18 protein-coding genes are annotated in these 25742 nt (G+C 70.5%); 10 read left to right on the top strand and 8 right to left on the bottom strand.

Going from position 1 to position 25742, the window contains the following annotated elements; translation table 11 throughout:
* Positions 1 to 41: 41 nt before the first annotated feature.
* Entirely contained in the window at positions 42 to 3482 is a 3441-nt protein-coding gene (locus ACFPZJ_RS37095; RefSeq protein WP_381031105.1) for a trypsin-like peptidase domain-containing protein, read from the top strand.
* A gap of 201 nt (positions 3483 to 3683) precedes the next feature.
* Positions 3684 to 4640: a bifunctional riboflavin kinase/FAD synthetase gene (locus tag ACFPZJ_RS37090; protein ID WP_381031103.1), complete on the top strand. Its 957-nt coding sequence runs from the start codon at positions 3684 to 3686 to the stop codon at positions 4638 to 4640.
* A gap of 7 nt (positions 4641 to 4647) precedes the next feature.
* On the opposite strand, the gene ACFPZJ_RS37085 is transcribed toward ACFPZJ_RS37090, so the two are convergent.
* The 8 genes from ACFPZJ_RS37085 to eccE form a co-directional block, all read right to left on the bottom strand.
* Positions 4648 to 5646: an oligopeptide/dipeptide ABC transporter ATP-binding protein gene (locus tag ACFPZJ_RS37085; RefSeq protein WP_381031101.1), complete on the bottom strand. Its 999-nt coding sequence runs from the start codon at positions 5644 to 5646 to the stop codon at positions 4648 to 4650.
* Positions 5643 to 6686, bottom strand: coding sequence for an ABC transporter ATP-binding protein (locus tag ACFPZJ_RS37080; protein ID WP_381031099.1), 1044 nt, complete (start codon positions 6684 to 6686; stop codon positions 5643 to 5645). The genes ACFPZJ_RS37085 and ACFPZJ_RS37080 overlap by 4 nt, the downstream gene beginning before the upstream one ends.
* Complete coding sequence (locus ACFPZJ_RS37075; RefSeq protein WP_381031097.1) at positions 6632 to 7543, bottom strand: ABC transporter permease; 912 nt, start codon at positions 7541 to 7543, stop codon at positions 6632 to 6634. The genes ACFPZJ_RS37080 and ACFPZJ_RS37075 overlap by 55 nt, the downstream gene beginning before the upstream one ends.
* A complete protein-coding gene (locus ACFPZJ_RS37070; protein WP_381031095.1) occupies positions 7540 to 8583 on the bottom strand; it encodes an ABC transporter permease in 1044 nt (347 codons plus the stop codon). The genes ACFPZJ_RS37075 and ACFPZJ_RS37070 overlap by 4 nt, the downstream gene beginning before the upstream one ends.
* A gap of 14 nt (positions 8584 to 8597) precedes the next feature.
* Positions 8598 to 10445 carry an ABC transporter substrate-binding protein gene (locus ACFPZJ_RS37065; protein WP_381031093.1) on the bottom strand — a complete coding sequence of 616 codons (1848 nt, stop codon included), beginning with the start codon at positions 10443 to 10445 and terminating at the stop codon, positions 8598 to 8600.
* Positions 10446 to 10998: 553 nt separating this feature from the next.
* A complete protein-coding gene (locus tag ACFPZJ_RS37060) occupies positions 10999 to 13896 on the bottom strand; it encodes an SCO5717 family growth-regulating ATPase (protein ID WP_381031091.1) in 2898 nt (965 codons plus the stop codon).
* A 209-nt stretch (positions 13897 to 14105) separates the two neighbouring features.
* Positions 14106 to 14945: a hypothetical protein gene (locus ACFPZJ_RS37055; RefSeq protein WP_381031089.1), complete on the bottom strand. Its 840-nt coding sequence runs from the start codon at positions 14943 to 14945 to the stop codon at positions 14106 to 14108.
* Positions 14945 to 16267 carry a type VII secretion protein EccE gene (gene eccE, locus ACFPZJ_RS37050; RefSeq protein WP_381031087.1) on the bottom strand — a complete coding sequence of 441 codons (1323 nt, stop codon included), beginning with the start codon at positions 16265 to 16267 and terminating at the stop codon, positions 14945 to 14947. Before eccE ends, ACFPZJ_RS37055 begins: the two co-directional genes overlap by 1 nt.
* Before the next feature lie 521 nt (positions 16268 to 16788).
* Here eccE and eccB point away from each other — a divergent pair.
* The 8 genes from eccB (at position 16789) to mycP (ACFPZJ_RS37010) (ending at position 25565) form a co-directional block, all read left to right on the top strand.
* On the top strand, positions 16789 to 18390 hold the full coding sequence (eccB, locus tag ACFPZJ_RS37045) for a type VII secretion protein EccB (protein WP_381031085.1): 1602 nt from the start codon (positions 16789 to 16791) through the stop codon (positions 18388 to 18390).
* A gap of 217 nt (positions 18391 to 18607) precedes the next feature.
* The gene (locus ACFPZJ_RS37040; RefSeq protein WP_381031083.1) at positions 18608 to 18919 is read left to right on the top strand and encodes a WXG100 family type VII secretion target; all 312 of its coding nucleotides are present in this window, start codon (positions 18608 to 18610) and stop codon (positions 18917 to 18919) included.
* 113 nt (positions 18920 to 19032) lie between these two features.
* A complete protein-coding gene (locus tag ACFPZJ_RS37035) occupies positions 19033 to 19317 on the top strand; it encodes a WXG100 family type VII secretion target (protein ID WP_381031081.1) in 285 nt (94 codons plus the stop codon).
* A 303-nt stretch (positions 19318 to 19620) separates the two neighbouring features.
* Entirely contained in the window at positions 19621 to 20850 is a 1230-nt protein-coding gene (mycP, locus tag ACFPZJ_RS37030) for a type VII secretion-associated serine protease mycosin (RefSeq protein ID WP_381031079.1), read from the top strand.
* A gap of 85 nt (positions 20851 to 20935) precedes the next feature.
* Positions 20936 to 21274 (top strand): hypothetical protein, encoded by a 339-nt coding sequence (locus tag ACFPZJ_RS37025; RefSeq protein ID WP_381031077.1) that lies wholly within the window; start codon positions 20936 to 20938, stop codon positions 21272 to 21274.
* Between the two features lie 38 nt (positions 21275 to 21312).
* Complete coding sequence (locus ACFPZJ_RS37020) at positions 21313 to 22761, top strand: hypothetical protein (RefSeq protein ID WP_381031075.1); 1449 nt, start codon at positions 21313 to 21315, stop codon at positions 22759 to 22761.
* A 123-nt stretch (positions 22762 to 22884) separates the two neighbouring features.
* On the top strand, positions 22885 to 24186 hold the full coding sequence (mycP, locus tag ACFPZJ_RS37015) for a type VII secretion-associated serine protease mycosin (protein WP_381031073.1): 1302 nt from the start codon (positions 22885 to 22887) through the stop codon (positions 24184 to 24186).
* Between the two features lie 38 nt (positions 24187 to 24224).
* Positions 24225 to 25565 (top strand): type VII secretion-associated serine protease mycosin, encoded by a 1341-nt coding sequence (gene mycP, locus ACFPZJ_RS37010; protein WP_381031071.1) that lies wholly within the window; start codon positions 24225 to 24227, stop codon positions 25563 to 25565.
* The last annotated feature ends 177 nt before the right edge of the window (positions 25566 to 25742 follow it).

The following is a 25742-nucleotide window of genomic DNA, read 5'->3' as shown; positions in this document are numbered from 1 at the left end:
TCGGACACGAGGGGACGGATGTACGGCGGGGAGGTTCGACGATGGCGTCGCGGAACCGGTCCCAGGAGACACAGGACAGCGCGCCGCAGACCCGGGAGTCCCCGGACGCCTACGGCGAAACCCTGGTGCGGCTCCACGACCTCGCCGGCCGTCCCCTTGGGCTCGGCTTCGTAGCCGACCGGCACGGCACGGTGATCACCAGCCATGAGGCCGTGGACGGCCTGTCCCGGCTCGTGCTGCGCGGTGCCGCGGGCCGCGAGTGTGTCGTGACCGCCGACGCGGTGACCCCGCTGCCCGCGCTCGACCTGGCCCTGGTCCGCTCCGAGTCCCTGGGGATCGGCCCCCTGCCGATCACCGTGCGGGACCGGATCCGGACCGGCGGATACGTACGGATCGCCGCCGGCTGCTGGCGTGAGGCGCGGGTGCTCGGCACGACCGCCGTGGAGTACACGACCGCAAATGGTGTCCACTGCGTCAACGGCGTGCTGGAGCTGGCGATCGGCACGGCGGGCCGCGACGCGCTGCGGCCGGGCGGCGGCGCGGCCGGAGGCCCGGTGCTCGACGCGGCCACCGGCAGCGTGCTGGCCGTCCTCGGTACCGCGCTGCGCTCCGGCCCCCGTGACGTCGGCTTCGCCGTACCGCTGCGCCCCGGGGCGGAGCCCGCCGCCGACGGCCCGCTCGCCGCGCTCCTCGCCGAGAACGCGGCCACGGTCCCCGCCCACGGCGCCGACCTCAACCTCGCCGGGGTGCTGGAGCTCACCACCACCTCGGTGCGGCGCCACCGGCCACCGGCCCCGGCCGGGGTGGAGCCGGTCGAACGGGCCGCGCTCGCGGCGGAGTTCGCGGCGTTCCAGGCGGGCCGGGCAGCGGTTCTCGGGCTCGTCGGGGCGCCCGGCAGCGGCCGTACGACCGAACTGGCCGCGCTCGCCGCCCACCGGGCCCGGGAGGGCCATCCCACGCTGTGGCTGCGCGGCGCCGACCTGCGGGGCGACGACGCCTCGGTGGCGGACGCGGCGCGCCGGGCGCTGGACCGGGCGGCCCGTGCCGTCGCCGCGTCCCGTTCCCCGTTCCTCGCCGACCTCGGCGACAGCGGCCCCGAACGTCTCGCGCATTTCGCCCGGGATCTCAGGCGTCCCCTGCTGCTCCTGCTGGACGGGCCGGAGGAGATGCCGGCTCCGCTCGCCCGCCGGCTCGCCGCGTGGACGGACGGGACGGCGCGGTGGCTGTCGGAGACCGGGGCGCGGCTGGTGGTGGCGTGCCGGGCCGAGTACTGGGAGGGCGCGGGAGCCAGGTTCCCGGCACGGCTGCTGCACGGCGCGGACCGGGCAGCGGGCCCCGACGGCCTTCCCCCGTGCGTGCCCCTCGGCGATCTCACCCCGGCCGAGGTGAGCCGGGCCCGCGCCCGGTACGGCATCCCGGAGGGCGCCCTGGCCGACGCCGACGCCCGGCACCCGCTCGCCCTCCGGCTGCTCGCGGACCTGCGGGCCGCCCTCGGCGACGTCCCGGACACCGGCGCCGGGCTCGACCGGTACGACGTGTACTGCGGCTTTCTGGACCTGGCGTGCCTGCGTATCGCGGTCCGGCTCGGCGCCGGGAACGGGCTGCGCGGCACCGCCGTACGCCGGCTGGCCGCGAAGGTGGCCGGGCAGGTCCACGAGGCGGCCCGGCGCAGTATCGGAGCGGAGCAGGGGAAGCTGGACCGGGAGACGTTCGAGGCGCTGTTCCCGCGCGGGCCCGCCCCGGCCCGGCTCGGCGGCGGCACCGGCTGGGCGTCCGCGGTGCTGGCCGAGGGCCTGTTCGTCCCGGTCGGCAGCGGCTACGGCTTCGCCCACGAGGGGCTCGCGGACTGGCTCCAGGGCCTGCACCTCGACCTCGACGGGGCTCTGCTCGCCCTGGTCCACCGGCCCTCGCCGGACCCTGCTGGGCCGGTTCCGCACCACCGCGTCGGCCCCGTCGTCGAGGCGCTGCTGCTGCTCGCCCGCCAGCACGGCAGCGGGCACCTCTCCTCCCGCCTCGCCGACCTGGTGCACGCCCTGGACGCCGACCCGCACTCCTGGTGGGCCGCCCGGCTGCTCGGCCGGACCCTGACACGGGTGCCGGACGCCACGCCGTACCTCGGTGTGCTGGGGCTGCTCGCCGACCGGATCGTGGCCTGGCGGCAGCAGGGGCGCGAGGTACCGGGGGAGTTCGGGCCCGCCTTCTGGACCGCGTCGGCGGTGGCGCCGGACGCCCGGTTCGCGCTGCTGCGCCGCCTGGTCCTCGCCGACGGCCCCCCGTGCGAGCCCGGCCCGCGCTACCTCGACGCCGTCGCCGGGCTCCTCGCCGCCGGGCCCGCCGGCGTCCAGCGTCACCTCGTCCGCTGGTTCGACGACGAGCGCCCGCTGCCCGCCACCCCGCACGCCACCGTCGCGACGGCCGCGCAGGCCCTGCTGCACACACACCGGCACCGCGCCCTGGACGACCTGGCGGACGCCCTCGTCGACAGCGGGCACCGGCGGGCCCACGAACTGCTCACGGCACTGGCGGAGGAGGAGCCGGCCGCGATGTGCCGGGCCGTCGACCGGTGGGCCCGCGACGCACGGCCGGCCCGGCGGGGCGCGGCGGCGTCGTACGGGCCGCGCGTCGCCCCGCACGTGCGCACCGAGACCGGCCGCGCCCTGCTGCGCCGGGCCGCCGTCGCCCTGCTGGCCCGCCCCGCCGACCAGGCCCCGCACGGCGGCGCACTGGCCCTCCTATTCCAGGACCCGCTCACCCGGCCCCGCTATCTGCGGCAGGCGCTGGAGCACTTCGCGGCGGGCGACCCGCTGCTGACGCCGGACATGGCCGCGGACGCGCTCGCCGAGCATCCCGAGGCGGCCCTCGACGCGTTCCGGGCGCGGCTCGCCCGGCCGGACGGCGGGGAGGCGCTGCGCGCCCTCGCCGACGCGACCTCGCCCGCCCTGGCCCGTCGGATCGCCGCGCTCGTGACGGAGGCGGTAGAGCGGCGGCCGGAGCTCGCCGGGCAGCTGGCCGCCTACGTGGAGGGGAGGCTGGAACAGGGACCCGCCGCCCGGGCCCTGCTGTACACGCTGGTGACCGCGCTGCTGGACACCGGCCCGGAAGGGCTGCGGGCGGCGCTCGCCGGTGTGCTCGCCGGCCCCGGCACCCCCGGCTCCGGCCCGCTGCGCCGCACACTGCGCGACGGGCTGCTGGCCCGCGAACAGGACCCCGCCGTTCTGGACGCCCTGCTGCGCGGTGCCGCCCGGAACGGCGGCGACGAACTCCGCGACCTCGTCCACCGCACCGGCCTGCTGCTCGTCCGCACCCCGGACGGCGCCACTGTCCTCGACCGCGCCCTGGTCGACCTGGGCCGCCACCTCCCCGGCTTCGCCGCCCGCGTGACCGGCTGGCTGGCCGAAACGCCCCGGGAGTGGGCGGCCCTGGTCGGGCCCAGTGCCCGCCGGACCCTGGAGAACCTGGCGGGCACCCGTGTCCCCGTCTGACGGTAAGCGTGCCGATCCCCGTAGCCCCGCCCGCGGCCGGATCCACGGCATGAGGTGCGGGCCGGGTACCCGGCCTGGCGTGCGGCCGGTCACAGCCCCGATGCCGATGCGGGCCGGATGCGCCCGGCATGGCACCCTTAGACCTGCGTACGAGGCAACCACGGACACGGTTCGACGAGTTTGCGACAAGGAGCAGACACAGTGCAGCGCTGGCGTGGCTTGGAGGACATCCCCCAGGACTGGGGGCGCAGCGTCGTCACCATCGGCTCCTACGACGGAGTCCACCGCGGACACCAGCTGATCATCCGGCATGCCGTGGACCGGGCCCGCGAGCTGGGCGTTCCCGCCGTGGTCGTCACCTTCGACCCGCACCCCAGCGAGGTCGTCCGCCCCGGCAGCCACCCGCCGCTGCTCGCCCCGCACCACCGCCGCGCCGAACTCATGGCCGAACTGGGCGTGGACGCCGTGCTCATCCTGCCCTTCACCACCGAGTTCTCGAAGCTGTCCCCGGCCGACTTCGTCGTCAAGGTCCTGGTCGACAAGCTGCACGCCAAGGCCGTCGTCGAGGGCCCCAACTTCCGCTTCGGTCACCGGGCCGCGGGCAACGTGGAGTTCCTCACCGAGCAGGGCAAGATCTACGACTTCGAGGTCGAGGTCGTCGACCTGTACGTGACCGGTGAGGCGGGCGGCGGGCAGCCGTTCTCCTCCACGCTGACCCGGCGCCTGGTCGCCGAGGGCGACGTCGAGGGCGCCGCCGAGATCCTGGGCCGCCCGCACCGGGTGGAGGGCATCGTCGTACGCGGCGCCCAGCGCGGTCGCGAGCTGGGCTTCCCGACGGCCAACGTCGAGACGCTGCCGCACACCGCGATCCCGGCCGACGGCGTCTACGCCGGCTGGCTGCACGCCGCCGGCGAGGCGATGCCGGCCGCGATCTCCGTCGGCACCAACCCGCAGTTCGACGGCACCGAGCGCACGGTGGAGGCGTACGCCATCGACCGCGTCGGGCTCGACCTGTACGGCCTGCACGTAGCCGTCGACTTCCTGGCGTTCGTACGCGGCCAGGCGAAGTTCGACACCCTCGAGGCGCTGCTGGAGCAGATGGCCGAGGACGTCGAGCGGTGCCGGCAGCTGGTGGCCGCGGCGGAGCGGTCCGCCTAGAGATCCCTCACAGCTTTGCGCCCCTCGGGGACGCTGCCCAGTGGCACGCCACCTGGGCCGTCGCGGTGCCGTCGAGGACGGGCACGTCCTGGCTGCGGCACGCGTCGGCGACACCCACCCGGTCCGCCTCCCCGCTCGCCAGGATCTGGCAACGGACGTGGAAGCGGCAGCCGGAAGGGATGCGGGAGGGGTCCGGCGGCTCCCCGCCGAGCACCACCGGCTCGCCCGGGGCCTCCGGCAGGACGGACAGCAAGGCCTGGGTGTACGGGTGCCGGGGCGCCGTGAGCACCCGCTCGACGTCGCCCGTCTCCACGATCCGCCCCAGGTACATCACGGCGACCCGGTCGGCGATGTTCCAGGCCAGTCCCAGGTCGTGCGTCACGACCAGCGCCGACAGGCCCAGTTCGGCGCGCAGCCGCAGCAGCAGGGCGAGGATCTCGCCGCGCACCGAGGCGTCCAGAGAGGCCACCGGCTCGTCGGCGACGAGGAGTTCCGGCTCCAGGACGAGCGCGCCCGCGATGACCACGCGCTGGCGCTGCCCGCCGGACAGCTCGTGCGGGTAGCGCAGGAAGAACCGCTCCGGGGGGCGCAGCCCGGCCCGGGAGAGGGCCTCGGCGACCGCGGCCCGCTCGTCGCCGCCGTACCCGTGGATGCGCAGGCCCTCGGCCACCGCGTCGTACACCGTGTGCCGCGGGTTGAGCGACCCGCTGGGGTCCTGCAGCACCAGCTGGACCCGCCTGCGGTACGCCTTCAGGGCCCGGCCGGAGTACTCCAGCGGCCGCCCGTCGAACGTGACGCGGCCAGACGTCGGCTCGACCAGGCCCAGCAGACAGCGGGCCAGCGTCGTCTTGCCGCAGCCCGACTCGCCGACCAGGGCGACGATCTCGCCGGGCCGGATCTCCAGATGGACACCGTCCACCGCCCGGGCGCGGGGCGCGCCGTGCCGCCCGGGAAAGGTGACGTGCAGGCCCTGGGCGCTCAGCAGGGGCGCGGGGGACGTCGTCATGGGGTGCTGCGCCTCGCTTCCTCCAGGGGCTCCGCCGCCGTGCCGTTCACCCGCACACACGCGGCCCGTCGCCCGGGTCCCGCCGCCGGCAGCACCGGGTCCTGCGTCGCGCAGGACTCCAGCGCCACCGGGCAGCGCGGATGGAACGTGCAGCCGGACGGCAGCGCCGACGGGTCGGGCGGGTCGCCGGCCAGGCCGCGCGGCGCGAACCGCGACGCCGGGTCGCCGATCCGCGGGAACGCGGCCGACAGGGCCTGGGCGTACGGGTGCCGCGCCGCCTCGTACACCTGCCGGGCCGGGCCCTCCTCGACGACCCGGCCCGCGTACATCACCGCCAGCCGGTCACAGGTGTCGGCCAGGACCGCCAGATCGTGACTGATCATGATCAGACCCACGTCCTGCTCGGCGACGAGCTGTTCGATCAGCCGCAGGATCTGCGCCTGGACCATCACGTCGAGCGCGGTGGTCGGTTCGTCGGCGACGATCAGGCGTGGCTCGCAGGCCAGCGCCATGGCGATCATGACCCGCTGGCGCTGCCCGCCGGACAGTTCGTGCGGGTACGCGGCCGCGCGCGCCGCCGGGAGGCCGACGTGTTCCAGCAGTGCGCCGGTCTTCCTCCGCGCCCCGGCCGGGGTGGCCCCGCCGTGCAGCAGGATCGGCTCGGCGATCTGGTCGCCGACGCGGTGCACCGGGTTGAGGGAGTGCATCGCGCCCTGGAAGACGATGGACGCCCCCGCCCAGCGCACCGCGCGCACCCGGCCCCACCTCATCGTCAGCACGTCCTCGCCGTCGAGCAGGATCTCGCCGGTGACCCGCGCCCCGGCCGGCAGCAGCCGCAGCAGCGCCAAGGCCAACGTGGACTTGCCGCAGCCCGATTCCCCGGCGAGCCCCAGCTTCCGGCCCGCCTCCAGCCGCAGGTCCACCCCGCGCACCGCGGCCGCCCCGCCGGCGTACGTCACCGTCAGCTCCCTGACGTCCAGCAGACTCACCGCGACACCCCCAGCCTGGGGTTGAGGACGGACTCCACGGCCCGCCCGCACAGCGTGAACGCCAGCGCCACCACGGCGATAGCGACACCGGGCGGCACCAGGTACCACCAGTCCCCGGCACTGACCGCCCCCGCCTCCCGGGCGTCCTGCAGCAGCCCGCCCCACGAGACGACCGTCGGATCGCCGAGGCCGAGGAAGGCGAGCGTCGCCTCCGCGAGGATCGCCGAGGAGATGATCAGGGTGGTCTGCGCGAGGACGAGCGGCATGACGTTCGGCAGGACGTGCCGGGACATGATGTGCCAGTGCCCGCCGCCGAGCGCCCTGGCGCGTTCGATGTACGGCCGGGTCTCGACCGCCAGCGTCTGCGCGCGCACCAGCCGGGCCGTGGTCGGCCACGTCGTCACGCCGATCGCCACGACGATCGTGGTCAGCGAGCGCGACATCACCGTGGCCAGCGCGATCGCCAGCACCAGCGTCGGCATCACCAGGAACCAGTCGGTGATCCGCATCATCACGGTCGCGTACCAGCCCCCGAAGTGCCCGGCCGTGACGCCGATGAGCGTGCCGATCGCGACCGACAGCACGGCGGCGAGCAGCCCGACCAGCAGCGACACCCGGGCGCCCCAGACCACCAGCCCCAGCAGGCTCCGCCCGAACTGGTCGGTCCCGAACGGGAACCGGGCGCTCGGGCCCTCCAGCGGCCGGCCCGGCGCACCCGTCACGCTACTCACGTCCGAGCCGACCAGCAGCGGAGCGGCGAGCGCCAGCACGGCGAACAGCACGAGCGCGCCCAGGCCGAACAGCCCCGCCCGGTGGGTGCGGTACTGCCGCCAGAAGCGCACGGCGGAGGCGCGGCGCCGCTGCCGGGCCAGCGCACGCGGATCCGGCGGCACGGAAGTCGTCGTCATCGGCCCACCCGGGGATCGAGCAGCGGATAGATCAGGTCGGCGAGCGTGTTCATCACGATCACGGCGGCGGCGAAGACGAAGAACAGACCCTGCACCAGCGGCAGATCCGGCACGCTCAGCGCCTGGTAGAACAGCCCGCCGAGCCCCGGCCAGGAGAACACCGTCTCCACCAGGATCACGCCCGCGACCGTCCGCCCGAGGTTGATGAAGATCAGCGTCACGGTCGGCAGCAGCGCGTTGGGCACGGCGTGCCGGCGCCGCACCAGGTCGTCACGCAGCCCCTTGGCCCGCGCGGTCGTCAGATAGTCGCTGCCCATCTCGTCCAGCAGCGCCGACCGCGTCACCAGCAGCGTCTGCCCGTACTCCACCGCCACCAGCGTCACCACCGGCAGCACCAGATGGTGCGCCACGTCCACGGCGTACGCGAAGCCCTCCTTGCCGCCCGACTCCATGCCGCCCGTGGGGAACAGCCCCGGGACCGGCCCCACGCCCACCGAGAGCGTGATGATCAGCAGCAGCCCCAGCCAGAAGGACGGCACCGAGTACAGGGTCAGCGCCAGGCCGGTGTTCAACCGGTCGCCCAGCCGGCCGTGCCGCCACGCCGAGCGCGTGCCGAGGAGGATGCCCAGGGCCGTGTAGAGCACGAAGGCCGTCCCGGTGAGCAGCAGCGTGTTCGGCAGAGCCTCCGTGATCTTGTCGACGACGGGAGCGCGGAACTGGTACGACGTCCCGAGGTCACCGGTGAGCGCCTTGCCGCAGTAGTCGGTGAACTGCCGCCACAGCGGCAGGTCCAGACCGAACTCCCTGCGGTACGCGGCCAGTTGTTCCTGCGAGACCTGCCGCCCGCCGGTCATGGTCTTGACCGGGTCGCCGGGGATCAGCCGGAACAGGAAGAAACTGGTGACCAGGACGGCCAGCAGGGACACGGCCGCCCCGCCCACCTTGCCCGCCACATACCGCGGGTACGCGGTGCGGCCACGCGCCCGGGGTGCGACCGTCCCGTCCTTCTCGGCCGGCACGGGCGTTGCATCAACGGTCATGAGGCCCCGATCGCCTACTCGCGGTCCTCGGCGGTGGCCCGCCGGCGCATCGCCACGAACGCCCCGATGCCGGCGAGGACGACAGCACCGGCGACGATCCCGATGACCACCCCGGTCGACGACGAACCGTCCGACGCGGCGTCGGAGTCCGCCGGAACCGCGGACCACCAGCTCCAGTAGCCGTCCTGGCCGTAGATGTTGCCCGCCTTCGCCGGCATGGTGGTGATCGACTCGATCTGGTCCGTGCGGTAGGCCTCGACGGCGTTCGGGTACGCCATGACGTTCATGTACCCGAGGTCGTACAGCCGGGACTCCATCCGCCGGACGATGGCGGCCCGTGCGGCGGGGTCGTACTCGGCGAGCTGTCGCGCGTAGAGCTCGTCGTAGCGCTTGTCGCAGATGAAGTTGTCGGTCGCGCCCGTGTCCTTCGGGGTGGCCGGGAGCGCCGCGCAGGTGTGGATGGACAGGACGAAGTCCGGGTCCGGGTTGACCGACCAGCCGTCGAAGGCGAGGTCGTACTTGCCGGCGAGCCAGGGGTCGGTCACGTTGTCCAGGCAGGTGAGCGTGACACCGATGCCGAGCCTGCCCCACCACTCCTGGAGGTACTTGCCGACCGCCTTGTCGTTCGGGTCGGTGGCGTGGCACAGCACGCGGTAGGTGATCGGCCTGCCGTCCTTGCCGACCCGTTTGCCGTCGCCGTTCTTCCTGTAGCCGGCCTGGTCGAGGAGCTGTTCCGCCTTCGCCGGGTCGTACGCCAGCTCCTGGCCGGGGGACGGCTTCCAGAAGTACTGCGAGAAGCGCGGCGGGATGTAGCCCTGGCCCTCGACGGCGTGCCCCTGGAACACCTTGTCGACGATGGTCTCGCGGTCCACTGCCATGAACAGGGCGCGCCGCACCCGCTGGTCCAGCAGGGAAGGGTGGCCGTCGCCGAACCTCTGGCCGTTCTTCGCCCGTGCCCCCGGGTTGGTGGCCAGGGCGTAGAAGCGGCGGCCGGGCGCGTCGTTCACCCGGATGTTCTTCTCGCCCTTCAACGACGCCGCCTGGGCGGGCGTCAGCGACGGTGACCCGGCGACGAAGGACACCTCGCCCTTGCGCAGCGCGGAGACGGCCGCGTCCTGGTCCTTGTAGTAGCGGAAGACCAGCTCGTCGAACTTCGGCGCCCCGCGCCAGAAGTCCTTGTTGGCCTTGAGGCGCACATAGCTGTCGGGCTTGTAACCGGTGAGGACGAACGGCCCGTTGCCGACGACCGGGAAGCTCTTGTCGTTGTTGAACTTGGAAAAGTCGCCGACCTTCTCCCACACGTGCCGGGGCACGATCGGCACGTCCAGGGCCGTCATCGTGGCCTGCGGCTTCTTCAGCTCGATGACCAGCTCGGTGGGGCTCGGGGCGGTGACCTCGCGGAAGTTGGCGACGAAGCTGCCGTTGGCGGTGGCCGCGCCCTCGTCGGTCATCATCTTGTTGAACGTCCACGCCGCGTCCTCGGCGGTGGCCCGCTTCCCGTCCGACCACCTGGAGTCGGAGCGGATCGTGTACGTCCAGGTCAGCTTGTCCGGCGACGACCGCCACTTGGTGGCCAGGCCCGGGACGACGTGGTTGTCCTCCGGGTCGTAGTTGGTCAGGTACTCGTACGTGAGCCGGTGGATGCTCGTGCTGAGCAGCCGGACCGCCAGGAACGGGCTCAGCGAGTCGACGCTCTGCGCCACCGCGACGGTCAGCACCTTCCTGCCGTCGTCGGCCGCACGGGCCTGCTGCGGCGCCGGGTCGAGCGGTGTCGCGAGGGAGGCGGTGAGGGTGAGCGCGGCCGCTCCGGCCGCTGCGGCGAGCCGGACGCGGCCCGGGAGGTTGCGTGTCTTCGTGTCCATGGTCGGTGACCTCGCGTCATCGCTCGCACGGGAGGGGCAGAGAGGACCGGTTGATCAGGCGTCAGATGGCTGATGAGTGTCTCAGCGCTGTCTGTGCGCGTCAACGGCGCCTGCACCCCTTCTGGCCTGGGGAAATAACAACCCGGTGAGCTTTTCCCGGCCATTGGTCGAGACCGGTGATGCCCCGCTGGTCAGGGCCTGACGACGGATTTCCCGCCCTGCGCCACGAGTTCCGCGCCGTTGGCGAACGACGTGCGCCCGGAAAGGGAATCGGCCCCTCGAAAGGGGCCGATCGGGTGGCGGACACGGCCGTTCGTGCCGCCTTACGGCGACGGTCGCGGCGCGTTACGACGGCAGTGGCGCGTCACGGCGACGGCCGCGGGGCGGCGGGTTGTCCTCGACGGCCCTGAGGCCCGCCGCCCGGCTCGGCGGGAGGCCGCCGCGCCGGGGACACCGGGACCACCGGGAACGCCGCAGGGCCAGGAACACCGGGAACGCCGGAGGGCCGGCACCGTCAGGGGTGCCGGCCCTCGGGTCCTGGCGGCCGAATCCGCTACTGCTGCGTCCAGCCGGGCGGTACCACGCCGTGCGGCGGCTGGTCCTGCTGCGGCGCCTGCGGCGGCGCCGGCTGCTGCCAGCCCTGCTCCGGCCCGGGCTGCTGCGGGGGCTGTTGCCAGGCTTGCCCCGGCTGCGGGGCGCCGCCGGGCTGGGCGTAGGGCTGCGGCGGGTACGCGTACCCCTGCGGGGGGTGCTGCAGGTTCGGGTTGCCGAAGCCCTGCTGCGTACGGGCGATGTCCTCGGCGACCAGGGCGGCGAGATCGAAGTACGCCTCGCGGGTCTTGGGACGCATCATGTCGAGGTCCACCTCGGCGCCCGCCGCGAGGTGTTCGTCGAAGGGCACCACGACGACACCGCGGCAACGGGTCTCGAAGTGCGCGACGATGTCCTCCACCTTGATCATCTTGCCCGTCTCGCGGACACCGGAGATCACGGTGACCGACCGCTGGACGAGATCGGCGAACCCGTTCGCCGAGAGCCAGTCGAGCGTGGTCGAGGCGCTGCTCGCGCCGTCCACCGAGGGGGTGGAGATGATGATCAACTGGTCGGCGAGGTCGAGGACTCCACGCATCGCGCTGTACAGCAGACCGGTACCCGAGTCCGTGAGGATGATCGGGTACTGCCTGCCCAGCACGTCCAGCGCGCTTCGGTAGTCCTGGTCGTTGAACGTGGTCGAGACCGCCGGGTCCACGTCGTTGGCGATGATCTCCAGCCCCGACGGCGCCTGCGAGGTGAAGCGGCGGATGTCCATGTAGCTGTTCAGCTGGGGGATCGCCTGCACCAGGTCGCGGATGGTGGCGCCCGTCTCGCGCCGGACCCGTCGGCCGAGCGTGCCGGCGTCCGGGTTCGCGTCGATCGCCAGGATCTTGTCCTGACGCTCCGTGGCGAGCGTGGCCCCCAGCGACATGGTCGTCGTGGTCTTGCCGACGCCGCCCTTGAGGCTGATCACCGCGATCCGGTAGCAGGACATCACGGGCGTACGGATCAGCCCCAGCTTCCGCTGCCGCTCCGCCTCCTCCTTCTTGGCGCCGAACTTGAAGCGCGAGGGGCCCGCGTTGTTCTTGCGCGCCTTGGGCTGATTGCGCAGCAGCCGATCGGAGGACAGCTCCACGGCGGCGTTGTAACCGAGCGGAGTGCCGGGCGCCGCCTGCTGCTGGGGGGCGCCGGGTCCGGCCTGGGGCCCAGGCGGGGCGGCCCAGCCCTGCTGGCCGTAGCCGGCGGGCGGAGCGGCGGGCTGCTGAGGCTGGGCCGACTGGTGCGGGTGCGGTGCGGGCTGGTCCGGCGTGGGCTGCTGAGGTGCGGGCGGCTGCGGCTGACCGGGCTGCGGATAGCCGTAGCCCGGCTGGGGCGGGTAACCGTACCCGGCCTGCGTGGGCTGGGGCGGCTGCTGCGGGTAGCCGTAACCGGCGGCGTCGGGCTGCCCGGGGTGCGGCTGCGGGTACGGCTGCGGCTGCGCGGGCGGGGGCGCCTGCTGCGGGTAGCCGTAACCGGCGGCCTGCGGACCTCCAGGGTGCTGCGGCTGGGCAGGGTACGGCTGCCCGGCATGCGGCTGGCCGGGCTGGGGCACCTGCCGCGGGTCGACCGGCGCGAACTGCCCGCCATCCGCCGGGTACTGCTGCTGCGCCGCGTAGCCGGGGTGCTGGGGCGGGCCGAACGAGGCCTGCGCAGGCGGCTGCTGCCCGGGCTGGCCGGGGTGCGGCTGCGCGGGAGGTTGGGGGTAGCCGTATCCGTCGGGCTGAGCGGGCGCGGCCTGCTGCTCCGGCTGTCCCGTCTGCTGCGGCACTCCCTGGTCGGGGTGCGCGGGCACGAAGCCCTGCGGCAGCGGGGGGAGTGCCTGGTTGGGCTGGGGCGGGGCGGGGGGCTGCGCGGGTGGCTGCTGCCCCTGCGCCGCGGGCGCGGGTCCGGGAACGGCGGGCGCCGGCTCCGGCGCTGCCTCCGGCTCCGTCCCTGCCTCCCGCTCACCTTCCGCCGTCGCCGCCTCGCTGTCGGTCTGCGTGGGGGAGTCCTGGTCGGGCCGGACGTCTGCCGACTCGTCGCCTTCCGCACCGGACACGGACCCCGCGGAGTCAGCCGCCTCCGCCTCGCCGCCGGGCTCCTCCTCCGGTTCGGAGTCGTCGGCAACGCCGAACAGCCGCGCCGCCTCGGCGTCGGCTGCGGCATGGTTCAGCTCGGCCTCCGGCTGTTCGGCTTCCGGCTGTTGGGTTTGCGGCTGCTCGGGCACCGACTGCTGGGGCAACGGCTGTGCGGACGTGGGCCGTTCGGGGGCGGCCGCCGCCGGAACGCCCGCCGCCGGGGTAGCGGTCCGGTCCGGGCCGTCCTGGCCGTTCTCGTCGACCGGGCGCAGCACGGGGAAGCCGGGTGCGGCCGGCGGCTGGACGGGCGGCGGGGCAGGCGTGTGCTGCTGCGGCACCTGCTGCGGTGCCTGTTGGGGGTAGCCGTACCCGCCGGGCGTCGCCGTGCCACCGGACGCGGGGGCGGTGCCCGGCGCGGACTGCTGTGGCGGAACTCCGTAGCCACCCGTGGCAGCGCCCTGCTGGTCCGGGCCGGGCGTGCCCTGAGCCTGCGAGGGCTGCGGAGGCTGCGGGGGCTGTGCGGGCTGCGGTACGCCCTGCGTGGGCGGCTGTGCCGGTACGGAAGCGTGCGGTGCGGGTCCCTGTGGCGCGGGACGGCCCGGCGGCCCGGTGGGCGGCCCGACGGGCGGTCCGGTCGGCGGTGGTGGCGCGGCCGGCCCGGCGTCCTGCTGCCCGTCGGCCGGAGAGCCAGCCTGCGTACTTTGGGCGTACCAGGCGGGAGGCGTGTAGACGATTTCGAACTCGCCGGTGACATCCACCTCGTGATCGTCCCCGTCCGAGGAAGGGCTGCCGCCGTTGTACTCGGACCGATCCCTGTTCACTGCTTGCCTCCTGGTCAGCCACTGCTGCTGAGCTGGTCGTCGTCGCGGCCGGGCGGACCGAGTGGCGAGCCCCACGCGACTGCGATCGTCACCGCACCACCAGAAGCCTAATCACTCGCATGGCGGGACGGAAAAGCCCCCGGGGCCGCACACGGAACGACTCCGGGGGCGCGACGCGTTCACGCCCTGCTGGGGCAGACGACGACGCCTCAGTCCATGCGGCGGGCCACGCCGAGCAGTCCCGTCTCCGCTTCGGTGGGGTCGGTCATGACGAACTTGTAGTGCTTGCGAGTGCACCACAGGGCGACGCCGTCGTGAAGGGACGGCAGATGCTGCAGATGCTCGTCCGGGACGCCCAGGGTGTCGCGTACGACCTCGATCTCATGGGGCGAGATGCGCTGGATGCCGACCAGCTGCGCCTGAGCCAGCCAACGAGGCGCGTGCTCGCTGACGAACGGCAGCACCGTCACCACGGCCTGCCAGGGCACGGAGGTCACCCGTCCGCGTGGCGGGCGGATACCGCAGTCCCGGAACAACACCACCGGACTCGAAACGGACGGCCCCTGCGCGGGCACCCGGCCCACCGGGTAGACCGTCACGCACTGCTGGCCGCCGCCCGCTGCCTGGGCCAACTGCTGCCACGCCTGCGGACGTCCGGTCTCGACCCCCACGCGCGCGCCCGTCGCGGCCGCACGCAGCGCCAGCACCTGGGCGAGCCACAGGCCACCCACCAGGACGACGTCGAAGGCGGTCGGACGGGACAGGCCGAGCACGGCCGGCTGCGCCTCGGGGTCGGTTCCGATGATCACGCCGTCGTCCCCGATCGGCATGCTGATCGCCGCTAGCTCCTCGGCGGTGACGACATGACGGTTGCGACGCGGGCCGCGCAGCCCGAAACCCGGGCTGAAGATGCGGCGCTGCTGCGGCGTCTCCGGCTGCCGGATGATCGGAATCATGCCGGTGTCGGTGGGCGAGGCGACGTGCGCGGGCGTGCGCCCGGGGGCCCGGCCCTGCTGTCCCGGGGGCATGGTCGGGGCAGGGTGGGACATCAGTACGTACCTCCGAGCGGCAGAGTGGCGAGGGCTCCGGGCACCTGCTCCCGGTCGAGACGGACCAGCCCGACCTTGGCGGCACCCGCGGACTGCTCCAACTCCCGGCCCACACGGCCCAGTTCCTCGTCACCACGGGCGGTGACCCGGATGTGCCCGGTGAGCGAGACCCCTCGATTGCCGGCCTTGCCCAGGGTCATGCTGAACGTCGTGGCGAGCACCGGCAGCGAGGTGAACCGCGTGACCAGTTCGGGCAGCGCCGCACCGCCGCTGCCCAACTGCGGCCAGCGGGACACCCAGTACGTCGTGTGCCACCGGTCGTCGACCCGCCAGGTCCGCACCGACTCGACCGTACGCCGCTGGGGCGATCGCCCGTCCTGAGCGTGCTGCGCGTTGGCCCGCGGGTTCAGGCAGCTGGAGGTCGCGAGCGCCTGCACCAGCTCGGTCTCGTCCAGGATGGTCGCCTTGAAGCCCGCCCCGGCCAGCCGGCTCGCCAACTGGTCCGCCGCCCGCAGCAGTGCGCGCTGCGCGCCGGGAACGCCGTCCCCGCGCGCCTTAACCGCCTCCGGGCACAGCTCCGGGTCGAGCTTGAGGGCGACCCAGGTGAGCCGGAGCGCGGGAGAACCGGCTTGCGCCTGCAGGGGGCCGTACGACCGCGCGGCGATCGACTGCGGGGGCAGATGCGGCGCGGGCGCCGGCTGGGTGTGCTGCACGACCTGGACGGAGGCGAGACGGATCCCGTCGACCTCCAGGGCGTCCTGGAGCAGCCGGAGCGGCAGTTGGCGCCCGGCCGACCCGGGACGCAGCGGCTGGTCTCCCGGCTGGACGAAGAGCACGGCGGTCAGGAACGTCCCGTCGCCGATCATGCCGATCGAGCGGTTGTCACGGGACACGAAGCCGTAGGTCCGCAGGGCCGGGTCGCACTCCACGACGGGGGCCAGCATCGGGTCCGTCCCGGGCGGGACGGGCTCCTTGGCCTCGCGCCGACGGCGCCGCAGCGCCCGAGCCGTCTCGTACCACTCGGGCAGGGGACGACGGCCCCGACGCAGGACCGCCAGGAGCAGCAGCACCGCCGCGACGACACCGGCCGGGACCAGCAGCCAGGACGCGTCGGCGGCCCAGGCGAGCAGCATGACCGCCGCCGCGAGCTCCACCAGGATGAGCTGCTGCAGCCGCACCGGGCCCAGACCGCCCGGGCGGGGCAGCGTGCGCGGGGACGCGGCGGCGGGGGCGGATGGAGCAACCGCCGTGCGTCTGCGGCCCGATCCCCCCTGTTGCGGCTGTGCGCGGCGTTCGCGCCGAGTGCTCGTAGCGCTGGTCATCCCCCGGGACATCCCTTTCGCGAAGTAGCGGCCGTTCGTCGGCCGGGATCCTCTGTCCGGGACACCGGCGACGGGCCAGGGGCACCGATGGCCCACATCATCCGTGCGAGTGGCTCACGGTACCCGCTGCGGAACCCGAGGCGACACAGGGGACACCGAAACCCCAGGTGGCCAGCCTGTCACGGACGCACCCCGCGTGGTGGAGCGCTGTGGTGAAGCTCTGTGAAGATGCGGGGTCAGCCGCACACCTGATGAATCGTCGTGCCACGGCGCAGGGCATAGTAGGTGCCTGCGCGGCCGAAGTGGCGGTCCACGACGAGGCCGCGGCCTGGTCGGCATGACTGAGCTGTCCGGCACCCTCGGGCATGACGAACGCGCTCGATCACCAAGAACGCGCTCGACCACCAAGAACGCGCTCGCACATCATGAACACGATCGAGTATCACGAACACGATCGAGAATCATGAACGCGTCGAGAATGACGAACGCGTCGAGAACCACAAACGGGAGAAACGGGGACCATGGCAAAGCGTCGGGATGAGCTGGCCGCCTACACGTTCGCTCGCAAGCGCACCGTCGCGGCGTTCCTGGCGCCTTCACCGGGCGGCTCCGAAGAAGGCGCGCCGCGTCCCGTTCGTACGGTGATGCCCAGCCTCGGGGTGGGCGTGGTGCTGGTCATCGGCTTCATCGCCTGGGGCGTCATCAAGCCCACGGCGCCCAAGGGGTGGGACACGCCGGGGGAACACATCATCGTCGACAGCGACTCCACGACGCGGTACGTGGTCCTCGACCCGGATCCGAAGGACGGCAAGGTGGAGAAGGTCCTCCACCCGGTCCTCAACTACGCCTCCGCCAAACTCCTGCTCGACAAGGGCAAGGGCAGTGTCATCGAGGTCCCCGGCAAGGAGATCGACAAGAGCGGCCTCCGGCACGGCGCGACGGTCGGCATTCCCTACGCCCCCGACCGGCTGCCCTCCAAGGAGGACGCGGAGAAGGTGAAGACCTGGGCGGTGTGCGAGCGTCCCGCCCCGGGACAGGAAAGCGCCATCGACCGCGCCGTCTTCGTCTTCGACGCCGACGACGCCAAGTCGCTGAGCACCTCGGGCAAGGTCGGCCCCAGTGAGGCCCTGTACGTCCAAGACCGTGAATCCGGACGGGAGTTCCTGGTCGACGGCAGAGGCAACCTCTTCCTGCTCGGCAACCAGGCCGGCCTCGACGACACCACGATGGCCCAGCTGCGCGCCGCCGTCATCGGCAGCCGGGCCGAACCGCAGCCGGTGAGCCGGGACTGGCTGCGCACCCTCAACGAAGGCGGCGTGATCACCTTCCCCACGGTCCCGTCCGTCGGCACGCCCACGACGGTCCAGGGACTGCCCGCCGAGGCGAGCACGGTGGGCCGGGTGCTCAAGGCGCAGGACGCGCAGGGCGAGCAGTACTTCGTCGTCCTCAAGGACAAGGTCGCCGCCATCACGCCCTTCGTGGCCGACCTGCTCAAGCGCTCGCCCGACGCCCAGGAGGCGTACGGCGACGACGAGATCACCGACATCAAGGTCAACCCCCAGCAGATCATCGCCGCCAACGGGGGCGAGGCGGAAGGCTTCTACACGGACAAGGGCTGGCCCCAGACCGTTCCCCGGCAGGCCAACCCGGCAGCCACGGCGACCGCCGAGGCGCGCACCACCTCGTGCAGCGTCTACAAGGGCGCCATCGGCGGCGACAAGAAGCCGGAGCTCGCCGCGTGGGCCGGGACCAACTACCCCAAGAAGGTCATCACCGACTCGCTGAACGCCTACGTCTCATCCGGCTCCGGACTCCTCTTCAAGGAGGTCACCGGTACGGCGGGAGGCGGCGGCGCGACGTACCTGCTGACGGACACGGGCCTGCGGTACTCGCTGCCGGCGAGCAACGACAGCGAGGCGGAGGGGAGCGCCGCCGGCGCGTCCCCGGGCTCTTCGCCCTCGGACGGTTCGGACGGCGGTGCGAGCGAGACCGACAAGGCGCGCACACGGCTCGGTTACGAGGACCTCTCCAGCCCCGCGATCGTGCCGCAGACATGGGCGAGGTTCATCCCCAAGGGACCCACCCTGGACACCGCCAGCGCGGCACAGCCGCAGAGCCAGTGATCGCTCAACGGCGTTGATCTCCAAGGCACTTGGGAGTAAGACGCCACATGGGTCACAGGATGATCGCTCAAGCGTGTGAGCCGTGTAACTGATTGCCCAGGCCTGTGGATGAGTGACAGGCTGACGATAGAGTGTTTGCAGCGCTCAAAGGTGCGAAGCTTCTCCGGGCACCGCTGCAGGTTTCCCGGATCAACGACGACATGGGGGAAGGTTCATCATGGCCGGCCAGTTCCGGGTAACAGAGGACGAACTCACCAAGCTCTCCGGCGACATCAACACCGTCAACGGTCAGCTCCAGGGCGAGATCCGCCGTCTCAACGGAGTGATCGACCAGATCGCCGGCGGCTGGCAGGGCCAGGCGGCCCAGTCGTACCGCCAGCTGCAGGACCGTTGGAACTCCGACGCGAAGAGGATGTCGGACATCCTCAACGACATCAAGGAAGCCGTGGACTCCACGCGGAGCAACTACTCCGCCTCGGAAGAGCAGCAGAACGCCGAGATCAGCAAGATCATGTCGGACTTCGGCTGATCGAGCCGTACCGGCCCGAAGTCCCTCGCAGGACCTTCGGCCGCTGCCCAACTCCACTTGGGCCCCGCAGACTTCCTTCGATTCTTCCCGAATCTTCCTGAAAGGGAACGACGATGTCGATTCTCGTCAATTACGCCACCATCACCAACGCGTCCACGGACGTGCGCACGACCGCCGGCCGCATCAAGCAGCAGCTCGACGACCTCGAGGCCGCCGTCAAGCGCGTCGCCAACACCTGGGAAGGTGAGGCGCAGGAGGGCTACCAGCGCAAGCAGCGCGAGTGGGACCAGACGGCCCAGTCCCTGCACGCCACCCTGCTGAAGATCTCCACCGCGCTGCAGAGCGCGGCCGAGAACTACCAGGCCACCGAGAAGAGCAACGCCAACACCTGGGCCTGAGCCCGTCGGCGGCCCGAGGGGCATGAGATGAAGAGAATCGGCCCAGCCGACGCCATGGCGTCCGCTGGGCCGACCTCTGCTTGGGGATCACCCACATCTTCTGCGGAGCCGCGCACAGCAAATTCCGCAAACATTCACACTCACATCGCCACACACATGACCCAGCTTCTCAGGAAGCAAGGAAGCCCTGGGGGCCTGAACATGGGGGGCCTGAACGTGAAGGGCCGGACAGCCCGTTCGCGAAGCCGCGAGAGCCGTGGCAGCCGCAACAGTGGAGCCCGCGCGCTGCAGCGGGTTTTCGGCGTGCTCGCGGCGTCCGGGATCTGCCTTGCGTCGGCGCCACCGGCGCTCGCGGCTCCGGACAGCCCTCCCTCTGGGGGCAACCCGGACTTCGGCCTGTCGGCGAGCACGGAGTGTGTCTTCGGCGGCGACGTCATCAAGTCCACGCCGTGGTCACTCCAGCGGATCCTCCTGGACCAACTGTGGGAACAGGCGACGGGCAAGGGCGTCACGGTCGCGGTGATCGACACGGGCGTCGACAAGTCCAACAAGCAGCTGAGCAGCGCCGTGGCAGGCGGCAAGTCCTACGTCGGCGGCTCCGCCACGGACGACATCGAAGGCCACGGCACCCGGGTCGCGGGCATCATCGCGGCCCGCCCGCTCGAAGGCACGGGCTTCGTCGGCATCGCGCCGGAGGCCAAGATCCTCTCGTACCGCTACACAGGCGGGGAGGGGGAGGAAGGCCAGGGCGACTCGGGGACCATGTCCCAGGCGATCGGTGCCGCTGTCGCCGCGGGAGCGGACGTCATCAACATCTCCTCGGACACGGCGAACAAGCAGGACAATCTGCAACTGCGGAACGCCGTGGCGGCAGCCGTACGGAAGGGTGCCCTGATCATCGCGGCCGCCGGCAACGACGGCGCCGACGGCAAGCCCTCGGACACCTACCCCGCCTCGTACGACGGCGTCCTGGCGGTCGCCGCCTCCGACCGCAACGACGAACGCGCCTTCTTCTCCCAGTCGGGCGATTTCGTGGACGTCGCGGCACCGGGCGTCGGCATGGTCTCCACGGTTCCGAAGGGCGGCCAGTGCACGGCTGACGGCACGAGCTTCGCGGCGCCGTACGTCGCGGGCGTCGCGGCCCTCCTGAAGGAGAAGTACCCGAAGTGGACGGCGGCCCAGATCGCCACCCGCATCGAGGAGACCGCCCAACGTCCGGGCCGGGGGCCCAACCGCTTCATCGGATGGGGCGTCGTCGACCCGGTAGCCGCCCTGACGGACGGATCCACACCGGGGAGTTCTCCTCAACCGGATCCGCCGGTGGTGGCTGGATCGGGTGGGGTTGTGCCTATGGCTGTGACCATGGGGGAGAGCGAGGCGGAACGCGAACGCCGCCTGGCCGTCTACGTGTTGGGCACGGGACTCGCTCTGGCGTTGGTGGTTGCGGGGAGCGGGGTGGCTGTGCGGGACTGGCGCAGTAGGCGCGACGACCGAACCGGCCGAACCGGCCGTCCCGGCCGGGCTGGTCGGTAGTGGCGGGCCGGGCGACGACTTGCGCACCGAACGGTGCTGACGACTTGAAAAACAGGGGAGAGGACAACGGGGTATGAGTAACGGGATGCGCGTTGATCTGAGCGCGTTGGATGAGGTCATCCGGAAGCTCTGGACGCTGCTGGACGACATGGACAAGGCGGGGCAGACGTCGCGGTACAACACGGAGATCCCGATGGATGCGTTCGGGAACACTTGCCTGTTCTTGGAGGCGGGTGACCTGCACGCCGCACACCATGACGCGAAGACTCAGCTTGAAAGCGCGATCCAAGGACTTCACGGCCTGATCGATAAATTCGGTAAGAGCACCTCCAAGGTGAAAGACAAGTACACCGAGCAGGAGTACGCGACCAAGCAGCAAATGGGTGGTAATTCGGGGGGCTCGGAAGGTAATTGGGCCAAGTAGACCGATCGAGAATCACCTACAGAGGGGAAGCATTCAGGATGTCCGGTGATACGGAACTGCCCGCGCCCAAGATCGAGTATGACTCCTGCACCGCGAACCCGGAGCGGCCGCAGACCAAGACTCAATTCATTGACTACTCGCTCAAAGAGCTCAAGCAGATGCTTGAGGGCACCAACCCGGGAGCGATCGAGGAAGCCGGCCGCCATTGGGGTAAGGTCAACGAAATCCTCGCCGGTGGCGAGGGAGGAGGGATCGCTGGCCTGCTCGATAAAGCAGTCGACAATGTCTTGGAACACTGGGAAGGTGATGCAGCCAGAAGTTTCGAGAAGAAGGCTCGCGAAATCTCGCAGAGCCTACGAAACGCAGCTTGGCATGCGGACCTAAACAGTACTCAGATGGCTGACGCAGGTTCGCAGTTGCGCAGGTACAAGGAGCAACTGGACGCCATTGAGGAACCCGGCACCCTGGATAAGATCGGTGACGGTCTCACTGACTGGAAATGGGACAACGGCGAAGCGGTAGCTGCGGACCTCAGGCAAGGCAAGATGACTGCCGACCAGATCGCAGCAGCCAATGAGGGCAAGATCGGCGCGAGTCGAGAGGCTCAGCTCAATGGTGTTGCTGTCATGGAGAACCTGGGCGCTCAGTATGCGCGAATCACGAGGAACCTGAAAAACAACCGTGTAGTCGAAGAACCCCCCGGCCATGTCAAGGAGCCCAACCGGGATGTGGAGTACCCGCCGCCGGTCACCCCGGTCGGCGTTGGCGCGTCTCGGCCCAGCGTTTCAGGCTCCGGCAGTAAGCCGTGGAGCGCGGGTCCGACCACCAGCGTCAAGCCAGCCCCAACGGTGCCCCGGGATCAGGGCATCACCGGAGGCACGCAACTCCCGACTGCCAAGACGAAGGTAGACAGCATCACCCCCGGTCTGACAGGGCCCGGCCTTGGTACGAGTACCGGGGTTGGAGGCGGTGGCGGTGGTGTAGGTACCGGCGGCGCCCAGGGCCCGGGCATCGTTGCACCCGGGGGGGGAACCGGAGTCGGCCGTGGGGCCACGGTTGGACGCAGTGGCATCGGAGTCGCGGGTGGCCGAGGTGGTGTAGCTGGAGGCGGCGCCGCAACAGGCCGCGGTGCCTCAGGCCGAGCCGGCATGGGCGGCATGGGCGGTGCGGGATCCGGTGCCGCTGGCCGTGGCGGTGCCGGAGCCACGGGTCGCGGAGCTCTTGCAAAATCACGTGGCGGTGTGGTTGGAGCAGCTAAGGGCATCACCGGCAAGGGTGTCGATGGCGGCGCGGGCCTCCACGGCAGTCGCGGCGGAACCCAGCGCGGAGCAGTGGCAGGCGGAATGGCTGGCAGCTTGGGCCGCAACGGTCGACGGTCTGAGGAGGAGAACGGCCGAGGCGACCGTCCGGACTACCTGGTCGAGGACGAAGAGACCTGGATCTCAGAAGAGGACCGCGCCCGGAACGTACCGCGAACCATCGAGTAAGCCGATGGGCGAGCCGCACGGCGAAAACTGCGGCTCGCCCGTATGGAGGCTGGTTGACCCAGCCGTCGTTGAGTGAGGAGCAAGGAAGTGGGTTTTAAGCGAGTCTGGTCTACGACGGGAGTCGTGGCGCTGGCAGGAGCTGTGCTCCTCACTACGGCCCCCACTGCCTCAGCTGACTACATTCGAGATCAACAGTGGGCCTTGAATGTATTCGCAGCTGAAGATGTTTGGACTGAGTCTCAGGGGGAGGGCGTCACCGTTGCTGTCGTCGATTCCGGTGTGGATGCCAGTCATCCTGATCTGACTGGTCAGGTCCTTCAGGGTAAAGACTTCACGGGTGGCGGGAATGCCCAAGAGGATGTTCTTGGCCATGGGACAGCGATGGCAGGTATCATTGCTGGCCATGGCCACGGTGCGGGAAATTCTTCCGGCGTGATGGGGCTCGCGCCGAAAGCTAAAATTTTGCCCTTGCGTACGCTCCAAACAAATACTGACAGAAATCTTGATGAGACATGGGGTGCCGCAGTCAAATATGCGGTAGACCATGGCGCCAAAGTAATCAATCTGTCGTTCGCAAGCGATGGCGGCAGTAAAACTCTAAGCGCTGGCCGCGAAGCGATCGCATATGCGCAGGCGCACGATGTTGTGGTCGTGGCCGGCTCGGGTAATGACGGTGTTTCTGCTGTAAGTGAACCAGCAGCACTACCCGGTGTCGTTTCTGTCGGCGCCGTGGATAAGGATGCGAATCTCTGGGACAAGTCGAATACAGGAGAGGGGCTAACGCTCACAGCTCCGGGTGTCGATATCGTCAACACGAATCCGACAGCATCCAAGGGTTACGGTCTGGGCAGCGGTACTTCTGATGCCACGGCCTTTGTGTCCGCCGCTGCCGCCTTGGTCCGCGCAAAGTACCCGGACCTCACTGCGGGCCAAGTAATCAACCGTCTGATCAAGTCCGCCACCTTCGCGCACCACAAGGGTCTGAAAGCGCCCGACGAAGAATACGGCTACGGGATCGTCCGGCCCTACTCGGCCCTCACAATGGATATCCCTGCGGGCCCCAAGAAAAACCCTCTCGGTCAACTCTCGTCATCCAGCTCGACTTCGAATAAAGCGTCCCAAGGGACGGACTCATCGAGCCAGGCCAAAAAGAAGAAGTCCTCGTCCAGTAACGTCCTCGGCCTGGTCGGCGGGATCGCAGCTGTCCTGGTCATCGGTGCAATCACTTTTGCGGTCATCCGCAGCCGCCGCAAAGGCGGCAACGGTGGCCCAGGCTCCAGCGGCGGCGTCTCGCAGGGCGCAGGCTATCCGCCTGCCCAGCAGTCCTTCCCTAATTCAGCTCCCAATCATGGGTACCACCCTCAAGAACAATCCCTGCAGCCCCCCAACCCCTACGGTCAACAACCGCCCTCGCAGAATCGATGAGTGGCCAAACCAGTGGTGGTTGACTGAGGAGCAGAGAAGTGGGTTTCAAGCGAGCCTGGTCTGCGACGGGAGTCGTGGCACTGACGGGAGCTTTGCTCCTTACTTCAGCCCCCACTGCCTCAGCGGATTACATCCGTGATAGGCAGTGGGTCATTGACGTCATCAACTTCGAGAAAGTTTGGGCAGAGTCACAAGGCGAAGGCGTGACCGTTGCCGTTGTTGATAGCGGCGTGGACGGTAGCCATCCTGATCTGACCGGGCAGGTATTGAAGGGTAAAGACGTCACCGGAAGTGGCGATGCCCAAATGGACACTGACGGGCATGGCACCGGTATGGCGAGTCTCATCGCTGGTCACGGACATGGGGCAAACAATGCGGCAGGCGTGATGGGCCTGGCACCAAAGGTCAAGATCCTTCCCGTCAAAGCTGCTGTAGCTGACGATTACGATGACGATCAGTGGGCAAAGGGAATTCGATACGCAGTCGATCAAGGCGCAGACGTGATCAATCTGTCCTTTACTGATCCTCTCGCTTCTCCTGGTTCTGAGGGTGCCAAAGCGATCGAGTATGCCCAGCAACATGACGTGGTTGTTGTGGCCGGTACTGGAAACGACGGAATCGAGCATTTGCCCTACCCTGCAAAGCTGCCTGGGGTGGTGGCTGTAGGTGCAGTTGATGAGTCTCTGAAGATTTGGGAGAACTCCAATTATGGTCGAGGAGTGACAGTCGTTGCTCCTGGCGTGAAAATCGTTGGAGCGGATCCCAGTCGGTCTAATAAATACGCAGAAGCGGATGGCACCTCCGACGCAACTGCCTATGTTTCGGCCACTGCCGCCCTCGTCCGCGCCAAATACCCCGACCTTACCGCAGGCCAGGTCATCAACCGCCTGATCAAGTCGGCCACATTCCTCGACCGCGAGGTTAAAGAGGTACCTGATGAGGAATACGGCTACGGTCTGATCCGCCCGTATTCAGCATTGACCATGGACATCCCCAAGGGACCCAAGCAGGGCCCCCTCGCCCAAGCGGCCCCATCCACGTCCACAACTTCCGGCGCTGCATCCGACGGCAACAGCACGAGCCAGGCCAAGAAAAAGAAGTCCTCCTCGGGCAACATTTTCTTCGTCGCCGGCATCGCAGCCGTCGTGGTCGTCGTTGGCATCGCCATCGCAGTAATCCGCAGTCGCCGCAACGGCGGTAGCGGCGGCCCCGGCTCCGGCGGCGGAACCCCTCCCGCCGGCACGGGGTACCCGCCCCAGCCCTCGGGCTACCAGCAGTACGCCCAGACACCCCCCAGCCACGGGTACCCCACGCCGCCAGAACAGGACCCGCAGTACCCCAACCCCTACGCTCCACAGCCCCCGCACCAGGGTCAGTGAGAGCTCGCCACATTCGTGCCAGGCGATAGATGAATTGGGGTACCGAAAATCGGGTCAATGTTTCCGGGCTCTTCTTTTACGCAGGGTCGATGGACACAGTCGCCGGTACCCGCTTCAGGGGCGACTGCTTCGGCAATAGGCGGTTCACGCCGATCGGTTCTTAGGGATCATTCAAGA

It is taken from the genome of Streptomyces bullii (assembly GCF_042657145.1).
Taxonomy (GTDB): domain Bacteria; phylum Actinomycetota; class Actinomycetes; order Streptomycetales; family Streptomycetaceae; genus Streptomyces; species Streptomyces bullii.
The sequence above is the reverse complement of the archived record's forward strand: the minus strand, read 5'-3'. Positions and strand labels throughout refer to the sequence as shown.